Origin of the sequence: Halorhodospira neutriphila (assembly GCF_016584055.1) — a bacterium.
GTDB classification, from domain to species: domain Bacteria; phylum Pseudomonadota; class Gammaproteobacteria; order Nitrococcales; family Halorhodospiraceae; genus Halorhodospira; species Halorhodospira neutriphila.
Window position 1 is genome coordinate 1 of sequence record NZ_NRSH01000058.1, and the last position, 13,791, is coordinate 13,791.

Annotated in this window: 11 protein-coding genes; all 11 read right to left on the minus strand. The window is 70.6% G+C overall.

Annotated elements, in window-relative coordinates:
• Positions 1–166 precede the first annotated feature (166 nt).
• Positions 167–1,642 carry a flagellin N-terminal helical domain-containing protein gene (locus CKO13_RS06530; protein ID WP_200258156.1) on the minus strand — a complete coding sequence of 492 codons (1,476 nt, stop codon included), beginning with the start codon at positions 1,640–1,642 and terminating at the stop codon, positions 167–169.
• Positions 1,643–1,914: 272 nt separating this feature from the next.
• Entirely contained in the window at positions 1,915–3,354 is a 1,440-nt protein-coding gene (locus tag CKO13_RS06535) for a flagellin N-terminal helical domain-containing protein (protein ID WP_242467927.1), read from the minus strand.
• Between the two features lie 531 nt (positions 3,355–3,885).
• Entirely contained in the window at positions 3,886–5,178 is a 1,293-nt protein-coding gene (flgL, locus tag CKO13_RS06540) for a flagellar hook-associated protein FlgL (RefSeq protein ID WP_200258159.1), read from the minus strand.
• A gap of 13 nt (positions 5,179–5,191) precedes the next feature.
• Positions 5,192–7,213 (minus strand): flagellar hook-associated protein FlgK, encoded by a 2,022-nt coding sequence (flgK, locus tag CKO13_RS06545; protein WP_200258162.1) that lies wholly within the window; start codon positions 7,211–7,213, stop codon positions 5,192–5,194.
• A 48-nt stretch (positions 7,214–7,261) separates the two neighbouring features.
• Positions 7,262–8,257: a flagellar assembly peptidoglycan hydrolase FlgJ gene (flgJ, locus tag CKO13_RS06550; protein WP_200258168.1), complete on the minus strand. Its 996-nt coding sequence runs from the start codon at positions 8,255–8,257 to the stop codon at positions 7,262–7,264.
• Between the two features lie 14 nt (positions 8,258–8,271).
• Positions 8,272–9,399 carry a flagellar basal body P-ring protein FlgI gene (locus CKO13_RS06555; RefSeq protein ID WP_200258170.1) on the minus strand — a complete coding sequence of 376 codons (1,128 nt, stop codon included), beginning with the start codon at positions 9,397–9,399 and terminating at the stop codon, positions 8,272–8,274.
• Positions 9,400–9,480: 81 nt separating this feature from the next.
• On the minus strand, positions 9,481–10,128 hold the full coding sequence (locus CKO13_RS06560; RefSeq protein WP_200258172.1) for a flagellar basal body L-ring protein FlgH: 648 nt from the start codon (positions 10,126–10,128) through the stop codon (positions 9,481–9,483).
• A gap of 53 nt (positions 10,129–10,181) precedes the next feature.
• Positions 10,182–10,967: a flagellar basal-body rod protein FlgG gene (flgG, locus tag CKO13_RS06565; protein ID WP_200258174.1), complete on the minus strand. Its 786-nt coding sequence runs from the start codon at positions 10,965–10,967 to the stop codon at positions 10,182–10,184.
• A 35-nt stretch (positions 10,968–11,002) separates the two neighbouring features.
• Entirely contained in the window at positions 11,003–11,746 is a 744-nt protein-coding gene (gene flgF, locus CKO13_RS06570) for a flagellar basal-body rod protein FlgF (protein WP_200258176.1), read from the minus strand.
• Positions 11,747–11,798: 52 nt separating this feature from the next.
• Positions 11,799–13,052, minus strand: a complete 1,254-nt coding sequence (gene flgE / locus CKO13_RS06575; RefSeq protein WP_200258178.1) for a flagellar hook protein FlgE — start codon at positions 13,050–13,052, stop codon at positions 11,799–11,801.
• Between the two features lie 36 nt (positions 13,053–13,088).
• The coding region (locus tag CKO13_RS06580) for a flagellar hook assembly protein FlgD (RefSeq protein WP_200258181.1) at positions 13,089–13,791 on the minus strand (703 nt) is incomplete at its 5' end.

The following is a 13,791-nucleotide window of genomic DNA, read 5'->3' on the forward strand; positions in this document are numbered from 1 at the left end:
CTGTCGAGGCTCCCCAGCGGAGTCCCCCGCGCGAAGGGGGGAGTGGGTCACGTGGGCGATTGTAGCGATCTTCTGGCTCTCACTCATACTGCCTCCCCAGCACCCCAACCTTTAAGGCTTAAAGGCCGGGAGCTGGCAAGACAGCCCGCTCTGCTCCCGGCCGCCGTTACTGCTGCAGCAGCTGCACCACCTGCTGCGGCATCTGGTTCGCCTGGCCCAGCACCGAGGTGCCGGCCTGCTGCAGGATCTTCGTCCGCGTCAGCTCGGCGGTCTCCTCGGCGAAGTCGGCGTCGAGGATGCGCGAGCGCGCCGCGCTGAGATTCTCCGAGGAGATGTTCAGGTTGTTGATCGTCGCCTCGAAGCGGTTCTGGATCGCGCCGAGATCGGCCCGGTTCTTGTTGATCTGGCGCAGCGCGTAGTCCACGGCGACGATCGTGTCCGAGGCCTTCTCGCGGGTCGTCACGTCGGCGGACTCGCTGATGACGTACTCGGAGGTCTCCAGCGGCGCGCTCGAGCTCGTGGTCGACAGGCCGAGGTTCGTCAAGGCGTCGTTGGCGTTCACGTCGCCGACGACGGAGAGGTTCAGGTCGTCGCCGTAGTCCGTGGACAGGCTCAGGCCGCGCTCGACCAGCAGCTTGCCGCCGCTGCCCTCGGTCGCCGCCCCCGTGCCGACCTGCTGGCCGCCGACGCTTAGCGAGCCGGCGCCGGCGTACTCGAGCTCGAAGTTGTCGGTGGCGGTGAAGCTCCAGGCGATCTGCTGGCCGCCGGCGGAGACGTCGCGCTCCAGGCGCACGCCGGTATCGGGGGCGCGCTCGTTGATGCGGGCCGCCAGGTCGCCCATGCCCTCGACATCGGCGAAGTCGATGTGGATATCCTCGCCGTTGATCCGCAGCCGGGCCTGCCCCTCGCTCGGGATCTCGAAGTCCACCGCCTGGGAGGTGGCCTGGTCGGCGCGGTTGGCCCGCACCCCCGTCCGGGCCTGCAGCTCGTTGATCTGCTGGGCCACGCTGTTCATGTCGTCAGCGCCCTCGAGATTGATCTCGTGGCCGTTGACCGCGATCTTGGGGGGGATATTGCTCTCGGGGCTGCTCGAGGCGTAGCGCTGGACGGAGAGGCCGTCGATCACCTCGGCGCCGAGGCTCTGGGTCCGCACGTCGACGCCGCTGGTGCTGATGCTCTGGCCCCGGTTGGCGCCGACCTGGAAGAAGAGCTCCTCGAGGGAGCCGTTGAGCACGTTCTGGCCGTTGAACTGCGTGCTCTGGGCGATGCGGTTGACCTCCTCGACGGCAGCCTGCACCTCGCGGTTGAGGGCCCGCCGGTCGGAGGGGGAGTTGGTGTCGTTCGCCGCCTGCACGGCCAGCTCACGGACCCGCTGGAGGAGGTTGCTCATCTCCTCCATGGCGCCCTCGGCCGTCTGCGCGAAGGAGACGCCGTCGTTGGCGTTGCGGGCGGCCTGCTCCATGCCGTTGATCTGCGCCGTAAAGCGCTCGCTGATGGCCAGGCCTGCGGCATCGTCCTTGGCGCTGTTGATCCGCTCCCCGGAAGAGAGCCGCTCCAGGGCTACCTGCATCTCTTCTTTGGACTCGTTCAAGTGCCGCTGCGCATTCAGCGATGCAACATTGGTGTTGATCACCTGTGCCATAACCCGATCTCCTCACGTTGAGCGCCCTTCGGCGCCAGTCGCTGACCCCAGCGCGAGCGCCCCCATCGTTGGGTTCGTCTATCGCGCTCTTGCCCCAACGTATCGGCGCCCGGCCGCGCAGCTTTAGCGGCGCTGACGCCGATAGGACGGCGCCAGCCCACCTCGGCTGAGCCGGAGTCGGATTATGGGCAGCGGCCCTCCGCTCACCCTTGGCGGGGCAGGCCGGGCGCGGGGACGCCGGGCGCCCCCGCGGCGGCCTCCCTAGTGGGCCACTACTGCAGCAGGCTCAGGACGCTCTGCGGCGCCTGGTTGGCCTGGGAGAGCACCGAGGTGCCCGCCTGCTGGAGCACCCGGGAGCGCGTCATCTCGGCGGTCTCCTTGGCGAAGTCCGCGTCCATGATCCGGGAGCGGGACGCCTCCATGTTCTCCGAGGCGTTCTGGAGGTTGTTCGTCGTCGCCTCGAAGCGGTTCTGGATGGCACCGAGGTCGGCCCGCACCTCGTTGATGCGCCCCAGGGCGAAGTCCGCCGTGCGGATGGCGTCCTGGGCGGCCTCCTGGGTCTCGACGCTCATCGCCTGGGGACCGCTGACGGTGTGCGTCTGCGCCTCGATGGTATTCCCGTCGCCGTCCGTCAGGCCGAGCTTGCCCAGCCCCTCGCCGCTGAGGCTGGCCTCGCGGCCGACGTCGCTGGCGAGCTCGATCCCGCGCTCGAAGCGGGTGCCGTTATCGCCGATAGCGTCCGCATTGGCGAAGGGGCTGTTCCCGCTGCCGGTCTCGGCCACGCGGAAGTCGGAGTTCGAGGTCAGCTGGAAGGTGCCGCCCTCGCCCTTGGTGGCCTGGACGCCGGTGTCCTGGGAGTTGGCGTTGACCTTGTCGACGAAGTTCTGCAGGGCCTGGGCGTCGTCGTCGGCGCCCTGGAAGGTGATCCGCTCACCGTTGACGTTGATGCTGCCCTGCGCGTCCGAGCCCGGGTTGGTGAACTCGAACTCCTGGGTCACGGCGCGATCGGCCCGCGAGGCCTGCACGCCGGTGGAGGCGGCCACCTCGTTGATCCGGTCGACGGCGTCGGCGACCTCACGGACCCCGTCCATCGAGATCTCCTGGCCGTTGACGCTGACGTTGCCGACCTCGAGGCTGCCGGCGTTGCCCTCGGCGTTCAGGCTGCGCTGGACGCTCTGCCCCTCGGTGATCTCGGCGCCGAGCTGCTCGCCCCGCACGTCAATGCCGTTGACGTTGATGCTCTGGGCCCGGTTGGCCCCGACCTGGAAGGAGAGCTGGTCGAGGGAGCCGTTGAGCACGTTCTGGCCGTTGAACTGCGTGCTCTGGGCGATGCGGTCGATCTCCTGGACCGCCTGCTCGAGCTCGGAGTTCAGGGCCCGCCGGTCCGCGGCCGTGTTGGTGTCGTTGGCCGCCTGCACCGCCAGCTCGCGGGTCCGCTGCAGGAGGTTGCTCATCTCCTCCATGGCCCCCTCGGCGGTCTGGGCGAAGGAGATGCCGTCGCTGGCGTTGCGCTCGGCCTGCTCCATGCCCTTGATCTGGGCAGTGAAGCGCTCGCCGATCGCCAGGCCGGCGGCGTCGTCGGCGGCGGAGTTGATCCGCTGCCCCGAGGAGAGGCGCTCCATCGCCTGCTGCTGATCGGCCTTGCTCGCGTCCAGATGCCGCTGGGCGGTCAAGGACATGACGTTGGTGTTGATGACCATTCCGCTACTCATGGCTTCCTCTCCCTCTGCGTCGTTATGCCGAGAAGGCCTGGGCGGCGATGCATTGCCGCTTTTGCCGGCCCTGTTCCGCCTTCAGTCACCTTGTCGGCACTCACCGGAAAGACTTAACCTTATTCCGGCAAGAGTTTGCCACTTTTGCCGAGGGAGGCAAACCGTGGCCTGCGCGCCCCGGCTCAAGCGGCAACACCGCGCCGCCGCTTGCCGGCCGAGACGGGAGGTCTGGCAGGGGGAGCCGGCAGGCCGACGGGGGATCGCCCTAGCGGCCGCGGCCAGCGGGCCGGCGAATGGCGCCAGCGCTCACAAGAGGCTCACAGCCGGTGCAGAGCAGCGCCGGGGAAGGCATGGCGATAACGGCAGAGAGGAGAAGGGGGAAGAGCGGGGGCAAGGCGCCGGCCCGGGGCGAGCCGCCGTCTGGGTCCAGGGCAGCGCCCCGGAGCTGGCGGCTGCAGAGCGGAGCGGGGCGCGGGCTGGGCGGCGGGGCCGCCTACCCCCTCCGCCCGGCGAAGGGGGGCGAGCGCGGCCCTAGAGGTACTTGAACAGGGAGAGGCCCTGGACCCGGCTGAAGGTCGACTGCGCCGCCTGGAGCCCCGTGAGCTGCTGGTTGAACCGCCCCGTCGCCTCGGCGTAGTCGAGGTCCTCCGCATCGGAGAGGGCCTTGTTGAGGTCGACGAGCGCCGCCTCGTTGCTCGCCTCCTCGGCGTCGAGGGCGGAGAGGCGGGCCCCGATCTCGGCGCGCTCCTCGGAGATGTTCTCCATGGCCAGGTCGATATCGCCGAGGGCGCGGTTGACGGCGTTGTGGAACGCCTCGCCGGTGCCCTCGCGCTCGAGGGCGGTGGCGAGCTTGTCGACGGTGGCGAAGACCGACTGCGGCCGGCTCGCGGTGACGGAGAAGGTATCGCCCGGAGCCGCGGCGGCGAAGCTCTCCGCCCCCTCGGGCTCGCCCTTGATGACCACGCGCACGCCGTCCGCCACCTCGATGGTGCCGCCGGGCTCGTAGCGCGGCGCCTCGGAGACGTCGGGCGCCTGGCCGTCCTGGGCGGGCGGCTGGACCCACTCCCAGTCCTCCGGGCCGCCGTCGGCGTCGCGGGTGCGCTGGACGGCGTAGCGGAGGTTGCCGTCCTGGTCCTCGGCGAAGCGCACCCGGTACGCCTCGAACTCCGAGCCGATCCCCTGCACGCCGGTATCGGCGGGGATGATCACCCCGGAGCCCTCGTTCCCCGGCGCCTCGCGGACCTGGTAGTGGCCGTTGCCGGTGCCCCCATCCATGAAGACCTCGAAGCCGGAGCTGTCCACCGACATCTGCCGCCCCGGCCCGACCCGGACCTCGCGGGTGTTCTGGTCGCCGCGGTACTCGACGGTCCCGCCCGAGGTCATGTGGAAGGGCTGGGTCCGGGTCCGCGAGCCGGCGAAGAGGTACTCGCCGCTGCCGTCCCGGCTGTTGGCGAGCTGGAAGAGCTGCTCGCGGCGCTCGCGCACCTCGGCGGCGATCTGCTCCCGGGTCTCGGGGGTCTGGCTGCCGTTGGCCGCCTGGACGGCCAGCTCGCGGATCCGCTGCAGGTTATTGCCGGCCTGCTCGAGGGCCGACTCGGACATCGACAGCCGGGTGCGGGCCATGTCGCCGTTCTTGTTGAAGCGCTCCACCGCCGAGATCGCCCGCTCGAGGTCGAGGGCGCGCGCCGCCGCCGTCGGGTCGTCCGAGGGCTGGCGGACGCGCAGGCCGCTGGAGAGCTTGTCCTGGGTCTCGTTGATCCGGCTCTGCTGGCCGGTCATGTTCTGGACGCTGGTGTTGTGGAGCTGGTTCGTCGATACCCGCACGGCTTAGCCTCCCTTAGCGGCGGACCGCACTGAGCATCTGCTGGAAGATCTCGTCGGCCGTGGTGATGATCTGCGCCGCGGCCTGGTACGCCTGCTGGTACTCCATCATGTTCGCCGCCTCCTCATCGAGGTTCACCCCGGAGACCTCCTCCCACTGCTTCTCGGCCTGGTCGAGCAGCGCCTGCTGGGCGTCGCGGTTCGTCTGCACCCGCTGGGTGAAGCCGCCGACCTCCCCGACCATGGCGCTGTACGCCTCCTGGAAGGTGCTGTTGCCGCCGTCCATGACCGTCTCGTCCATGAGCTCGGCCATGCGCAGGGCGTTGGCGTTGTCGCCGACGCCCTCGTAGTTGCCCTCGACCTGGAAGCGATCGCCGGGGTCCGGCGAGCCGGAGAGCCGCACCGAGACATCGAGCCCGCCGAGCCCCTCGACGCCCGAGAGGTTGTACCGCTGCCCCGCCTCGGCGTCCTCGGGGGCGTACTCGAGCCGGCCGCGCGGCGCCGACTCGTCGCCGACGTAGACCTCGAAGTAGCCCTGGCCCTGCTCGCCCTCGGCGTACTCGAGCTCGACGCCCCGCTCGAGGGCGCCGCCGTCCTTGAGGGCGGCCGCCACCCCGTCGCCGTCGCCGACCTCGGGCGAGCCGATGGCGCCGCTGCCGGTGTTCTGGCTCTGCCCCTTGGCGGTGAGCGCCTCGCCGCTGACCGCCGGCGCCGCCGCCGCCACCTGCTCCGGCCGGGAGAGGCGCATCTCCAGCCCCTGGGCGGCCTCCCGGTTGGGCTGGATCTGGAAGCGGTCGCCGGCCTCGGCCTGGGCGGGCAGGCGCAGGACGAGGCCGTCGAAGCGGTAGGCGCCGTCCTCGCCGGCCTCGATGTCCTCGCCGAGGGTGCGGACCTCGCCGTCGCCGAGCCCCCTGAGCTGCCACTGCGAGCCGTCGTAGCGCAGCCGGTAGCCCTGGGCCTCGAGCTCGCCGATGCGCTCGGCGTCGTAGCCGACCTCCGGCGCCGCCCCGCCGCGGTTGTCCGCGTGGGCCTGGACCTGGACCTCGGCCCGCTCGAAGAGCGCGCCGCCCTGCTCGGGGCGGCCGTTGGCGTAGTGGACGCCGCGGGCGTGCTGCGCATTGAGGGACACGGCGAGCGAGTTGGCGACCCGGCCGATCTCGCTGCGCGTCTCGTCGAGCACGCCGCCGCGGAACTCGAGCAGCCCGCCGAGGGAGCCCCCCTGCACCGCGTCGGTGATCTGCCGGTGGCCGTCCTCGACCTCCAGGGCGATCTCCGGCCGCTCCGGGGTGTAGGCGTTCTCCACCACCTCCAGGTCGTTGACCTGGGTGCCGTTGACCAGCGGCTGCCCGTTGCCGATGGCGACGCTCACCGTGCCGTCGCCCTGCACCCGGGCGTTGACGCCGACGAGCTCGGCGAGCTCGCGGACCTTCTGGTCGCGCTGGTCGAGCAGGTCGTTCGGCGGCTGCTGCGGATCGTGCCAGCGCTTGCGGATCGCCGAGTTGACCTCGGCGATCGACTCGGCGAGGCCGTTGACCTGCTCGGCCTGCAGGCGGACGCGCTTGTTCACGTCGCTCTGCAGCTCGAGGAGCCGGTTATCGATGCGCTCGAAACGGTCGGCCAGCGCCTGCCCCTTGGTCAGCAGCTCCTGGCGCGCCACGGTGTTGGCCGGGTCGTTGGCGACCTCCTCGATGGCGCTGGAGAACGCCCGCAGCGCCGGGCTGATCCCCGCATCCTTGTCGGCGACGAGGTTGTCGATGCGCCCCGTCATCTCCTTGAGGGTATCGAGGCGCTCGAACTCGGCCTGGTTGCGCCGCAGCGCCTCGACCCGCGTCTCCTCGCTCAGGCGCTGGACGGTCTCGACGTGGGCCCCGGTCCCCATGGCCCCCCGCGGGTGGTACTGGGGGGGATTGGTCTCCTGCTCGACGCGCTGGCGGCTGTAGCCCTCGGTGTTGACGTTGGAGATGTTGTGGGAGGTCGTCGCCAGGGCGCGCTGGGAAGCGCGAAGCCCCGTGATCCCGGTCTGCAGGATATCCACCATAGACAAACGCCCTTATCTGTACGGAGGCCCGGCGAGCCCAGGGCCTACCTAGCCTCTCGGCACCGATTCGGAAACCTTGAGCGAGTCCGCGCCGGCGCGCATCTGCGGCTCCACCTGCCGCTCCAGGATCCCCTGGATCTTCTCGGCGTAGGCCGGGTCCGTGGCGTAGCCGGCCGCCTCGAGCTCGCGGGCGAACGCCTGCGGGTCGTCGCCGACCTCCAGCGCCCGCCGGTAGCGGGGATTGCTCTCGAGGAGCTCGGCGTAGTCGTTGAAGCTCGCCTCGAGGGAGTCGTAGGCCCGGAAGTCGGCCATCTCCCGCTGCGGGAGCCCCTGCCGGTACTCGAGCGTCGGCACGCGCACGGTATCGCCCTGCCAGCCGGCGGATTGCGCCTTGATGTTGAACAGGTTGTGGGAGCTGCGCCCCTCGCTGTCGCGGATGACGTGCTGGCCCCAGCCGGTCTCCAGCGCCGCCTGGGCGACCAGCGCCTCGGGGGCCACGCCGAGCCGCTCGGCGGTGCGCCGCGCCGCCGGGGCGAGATCCTCGACGAAGGCCTCGGGGCTCGACCAGACCGGCCCCTTATCCCCGAGCCCCGGCGCCGGCCCGCCGGCGCTCGCGGCGCCCGCCTCCGCGGAGGCGCTACCCGCCGGCGCCTCGCCGCCGCTCGGCGGCGTCGCCACCGGCGAGCGGCGGTAGTCGGCGAGCTCGTGGGGCGGCCCCTGGACGTGCTCCGTCTCGAGCCCGGCGTTGCGGCGCAGCTGGCGCTCGATCATGGGGGCGAGCCCCATCCCGCCCTCGTCGCGCGACATCTCGACGGCCATCTGGCGATCGAAGAGGTCGCGGTAGGTCTTCTCGGCGTTGCCGCCGAAGAGCTCGTTGCCCGGCGTGGTCGAGCGCATCTGCTCGAGCATCATCTCCACGAAGACCGCCTCGAACTGCTGCGCCACCTGGTGCAGGTCCTGCCCCGAGGGGTTCTGGGCCTTGCCCCGCAGCTCCCGCAGGCCCTGCATATCGAGGGCGCTGCCGATACTCGCCGCCTCGCGCACGTCCGCCCCCCTCCTTAGATGACCGTCAGCTCGGCGTTCAGCGCCCCGGCGCGCTTGAGGGCCTGGAGGATGGCGACGAGGTCGCCCGGCGCCGCCCCGACGCTGTTGATGGCGTCGACGATCTCGTTGAGGTTGGCCCCCGGCTCGAAGACGAAGGCCGGCTTGCCGCCCTCGACCTCGCCGAGCTCCTCCTGCGGCACCATCAGCGGCTCGTCGAGGCCGAAGGGGTCCTCGGCGACCTGCTCCGGCGCCTCGCCGATGGCGACGGTCAGGTTGCCGTGGCTGACCGCCGCCGGCTCCACGCGCACCCGCGAGCCCATCACGATGGTGCCGGTCCGGGAGTTGACGATCACCCGGGCCGGCGCCTCGCCCGGCTCCACCTCGAGGCCCTCGAGGTAGGAGATGAAGCTCACGCGCTGGTCGGCCTTGCGCGGCGCCTGGACGCGGACCGAGCCGGCGTCCTGGGCCCGGGCCGTCCGCGGCCCGAGCTTGTCGTTGATCGCCTCGGCCACGCGGCGGGCGGTGGTGAAGTCCGGGTTGTTGAGGTTGAGCACGACCTCGCTGCGCTCGGCGAAGTCCCCCTTGACGCGGCGCTCGACGATGGCGCCGTTGGGGATCGACCCGCCGAGGGGGTTGTCCACCGGGATCTCGTTGTTCTCGCCGCCGAAGCCGCCGACGATGACCCCGCCCTGCGCGACGGCGTAGACATTGCCGTCGGCGCCGCGCAGGGGGGTCATCAGCAGCTCGCCGCCCTGGAGGCTGTCGGCGTTGCCGAGGGAGGAGACCTTCACGTCGATCTCCTGGCCGGGCCGGGTAAAGGCCGGCAGCTCGGCGGAGACCATCACCGCGGCGGTGTTGTCCGACTGCGGGTCGACGTCGTCGGGGATGTTGACCCCCTGGCTCGAGAGCATCGAGCGCACGCTCTGGTCGGTGTAGGGGGCGTCGTCGCCGGTGCCGTCGAGGCCGACGACCAGGCCGTAGCCGACGAGCTGGTTGCTGCGCGCCGAGGCCGTCGAGGCGATGTCCTTGATCCGCTCCGCCGCGGCGCCCCCCGAGAGGACCAGCCCCGCGGCGAGGAGCGCGGCGGCGGCGCCCCAGCGCCACCGCCGGCCGCCGCTGGCGGGCTCGTTGCCGCTGCTCATGCCACGATCCTCATCCCTCATCTTCTGCCCTCTCCCCTGTGCTGGAGGCCTCGCCGGTGCCCGCCGCCGCGTGGCGCCCCGCTAGTAGCGGCGCATCAGGAAGCGGGTGAGCCAGCCGGGCTGGGCCGAGTCGTCGATGGTCTCGCTGCCGGTGTAGCCGACCTGGAGGTTGGCGATCCGGCTGGAGGGGACCTCGTTGTTCGCCCTCACATCCTCGGTGCGCACGAGCCCGGAGATGCGCAGGTACTCCTTGCCCTGGCTGACGGTGACCGTTTTCTCCCCCTCGATCACCAGGTGGCCGTTGGGCGTCTTGTCGACGACCACCGCCGTGATGGTGCCGGTGAGGTTGGTGGACTGGTCGGCGCTGCCGCTGCCCTCGAAGCTGCTCTCGCCCTCCTGCTGGAAGGCGAAGGGGCGCCCGGCGATGTTGAGCTCCTCGCCGCCGATCTGCGGGGCCGGCAGGTCCGCCTCCTGGGTGCGCTCCATCTGCGAGCTCACGGACTTGTCGCCGCTCATCTGCTCCTCGACGACCACGGTCAGCAGCTCGCCGACCTCCCGGGCGCTGCGATCCTCGAAGAGCCGCATCCGCTGGCGCTCGTCGAAGATGGAGCGGCTGTCGTCCTGCCCGGAAGGGTCCACACGGGGCGCGGTGATCGGCGAGGGCTCCGGCGCCTTGGGCGGCGAGGCGCAGGCCGACAGCAGGACCGCCGCGCCCGCCAGGGCGCTCACGGCAGCCCGGCTGCGGGCGCCGGCGGAGGCTCCCCTTCCCCTGGCACTCATGGTCACACGGTCTGCGTCATGAACTGCAGCATCTGGTCCGTCTTGGAGATCGCCTTCGTGTTGGTCTCGAAGGCGCGCTGGGTCTCGATCATATTGACCAGCTCCTCGGCGATGTTGACGTTGGACGACTCCAGGGCGCCCTGCATCACCTCGCCGAGGGCCTCCTGGCCCGGCACGCCTACCATCGGCGCCCCGCTGGCGGCGGTCTCCACGAAGAGGTTCTCGCCCACCGGCTTGAGCCCGGCCGGGTTGGTGAAGTTGGCCAGCTCGATCTGGCCGAGCTGGGCCGGCTCCGCCTGGCCCGGCATCTCGGCGGTGACGGTGCCGTCCCGGCCGATGGTGATCGACTGGGCCTGCTCCGGGACCTCGATCATCGGCTCCAGGGGGTAGCCGCTCGAGGTCACCAGCTGCCCCTGGGCGTTGAGCTGGAAGCCGCCGTCCCGGGTGTAGGCGATCTGGCCGTCGGGGCGCAGGACCTGGAAGAAGCCCTCGCCCTGGATGGCGACGTCGAGGCTGCGCTCGGTCTGCTGGACGTTGCCCTGGGTGTGGATCTTCTCCGTGCTCACCACCCGCGAGCCGGTGCCGAGCATCAGCCCCGAGGGCAGCGTCGTGTCCTGGCTCGAGCGCCCGCCGGGCTGGCGCACGGTCTGGTAGAAGAGGTCCTCGAAGTTGGCGCGGTCCTTCTTGAAGCCGGTGGTGTTGACGTTGGCCAGGTTGTTCGACGTCACCTGCATGCTCTTCTGCTGGGCGTCGAGGCCGGTCTTGGCCACCCAAAGCGCGGGATTCATGGCGTCTCCTCCGTCGTTCTACGGCCGCGGCCGGCTCAGCTCGGGTGGCGCAGCAGCTGGCTGCTGCGCTGGGCGTTCTCATCGGCGCTCTTGAGCATCTTCATCTGCCGCTCGAACTGCCGGGCGTTGTCGATCATCTCCACCAGCGAGTCGGCCATGTTCACGTTGCTCCCCTCCAGGGCCCCGGAGCGCACCTGCACCGCGGCGTCGGGGGCGGCCGCTCCGCCGTCCCTCGTCCGGACCAGGCCGTCCTCCCCCTTGACCAGCTGCCCAGGGTCCGGGTTGACCAGGCGCAGGCGGTCGACCTCGATGGCCGTCGCCTGCGAGCCGCCCCGGGGCGTGGCGGTGATCGTGCCGTCCTTGCCGATATTGACCTCGGAGTTCGGCGGGATGGAGATCGGCCCGCTCTCGCCGAGCACGAGGTGGCCCTCGCCGTTGACCAGCAGCCCCTGGGAGGTGGTCTCGAGATCGCCCCGGCGGGTGTACGCCTCCCCGCCGTCGGGGGCCTGGACGGCGAGCCACCCCTGGCCCTGGACCGCCACGTCGAGATCCCGCCCGGTGGTGCGGAGCGCCCCCGGCGAGAAGTCGGTGCCGGCGCGCAGCTCCTCGGCGTAGGCGCGGGTCGGGAAGCCCGGCCCGTAGACCGGCGCCTGGTAGGCGCTGGCCAGGTCCGCCCGGAAGCCCGGGGTGTTGGCGTTGGCCAGGTTGTGGCTGGTGTGCTGCTGCGCCTGCAGGGCGTGCTTCGCCCCGGTCATGGCGATGTAGACTTGCCGATCCATTGCGAAACCCCTTGCTCGCTAGCGGCCCGCGGCGAGGCGCGGTTACGCGCGGTTAGCGGATGTTGAGGACCTCCTGGGTCATCTGGTCCTGCGCCTTGATCATCCGGGCGTTGGCCGAGAAGTTGCGCTGGGCGGTGATCATGTCGACGAGCTCCTCGGAGGTCTCGACATTCGACTGCTCCAGGGCGCCGCTCTCGATGGTGCCGAACTGCCCCTGGTCCGGCGTCCCGATCAGCGGGTCGCCGGCCGCCTGGGTCGCCTTCCAGCCGGTCTCGCCCGCCTTCTCGAGCTCGCGCTCCGCCCGGAAGTTGGTCAGCGCGACCTGGCCGACCGCCTGCGACTCGCCGTTGTTGTAGCGGGCGATGATCTTGCCGTCGCCCTGGATGTTCACGCTCTGGAACTCGCCGGCGGCGTGGCCGTCCTGGGAGGCCTTATTGACGCTGAAGGGGCGGGCAAACTGGGTCATGTCACTGAAATCGACGGTGATATCGAGGTCCTCGACACCGTCCCCGAGCGCCGCCTGATAGGTCCCCTCCTTGTACGGCGTTCCCTCATCGTCGATGAGGTTGCCCGCCTTATCGAACTGCAGCTCATGGGGATCGCCCAGGGTTCCGTTCTCCCCTTGGCCCTCTACCCCCTCGACCTTGGTATGCACCTGCCAGGTGTTGTCCCCTGTCTTGACGAAGTAGTGGGTCGCGTTGCGGGCCTTACCCTGGGAGTCGTAGACCGTGGTCGTCGTCGAGTGGTTGTAGGTATCCGGATTCCCGGGGTCGAATCCCCCCTCCCCATCCTGGTTCAGGACCTTGGCGTCGGCGCTGAGGTTCGCCCCGAGCTCGACACTCTTTGTGGCCTGCGCCTGCATACCGTCGGTGGGGAGCTTCAGGGCCTGGCGGCCGTCGCCGACCCGGTTGCCCTCGGCGTCCATCTGGAAGCCGGTGAGCTGCTTGCCGTTCTTGCTGCTGACGATGTAGCCGTTGTCGTCGACCTGGAACTGCCCGGCCCGGGTGTAGGTCACCTCGCCGCCGTCCTCGAGGCGGAAGAAGCCCCCGCCCTGGATGCCGAGGTCGAGGCTGCGCTCGGTGAACTCGAGCGACCCCTGGGAGAACATCTGCCCCACATTGGCCAGCTGCGCCCCCTGGCCGACGGCGTTACCGGAGATCCCCATCTGGTTCATGGCGAGGATGCTGTCGAACTCCGCCCGGGAGCGCTTGAAGCCGGTCGTCCCGGCGTTGGCGAGGTTGTTGCTGGTCGTCTCCAGGTCTTTGGATGCCGAGTTGATGCCTGTTACTGCGGTCTCGAATGACATACCGTCCCCCTCATAGCCCCCGTGGCTCGATTGTGATTACCGGACCCGCTGCACCTCGGACAGGGAGAGCTCCCCGAGACCGGCGACATTCAGCTGGGGCGGCTGGCCGCCCTGGCCCATGGAGACGCTCGTCACCGGCGCCCCGACGAGCGTGGTCACCGACTCGCGGCTCTCGCCGGCGCCGGCGTAGGCGTTGACCTGGTAGCTGCCGGGCGAGAGCCGCTCGCCCTGGTCATTGGTGCCGTCCCAGGTGAAGGTGTGCTCCCCCTGGCCGAGCTCGCCGAGCTGCTGGCGGTGGACGGTCTCGCCGGCCTGGTTCTGGACCTCGACCGTCACCCCGGAGACCGAGCGCTCGAGCTGGAGCAGGGCGCTCAGCTCCCCCTTCTCGGGCAGCCGGGCCTTGCTCCCCTCGGCCATCACCTCGCGGCCCACGAGCTGCGCCGCCCGCAGGGACTGATCGGAGCGCATGTGCTCGAAGAACTTCTCGAAGTCCGACTGCAGCTGATCGATCCCGGAGGCCGTGGTGAGCTGGGCGATCTGCCCCATCATCTTGTCCGTGTCCTTGGGATTGGTGGGGTCCTGGTTCTTGAGCTGGGTCATCATCAGCTGGAGGAAGTCCTCGTGGCCGATGCTCTTGGCGCCCTCCGCCTGGGCCTGCTGGCCCTCCTCTGGAGCGGCGCTGCGCAGCTCCGGGGGCAGGCCGCCGCTGCCCTTTGAGGCCTCGCCCGCCCCGGCGGCC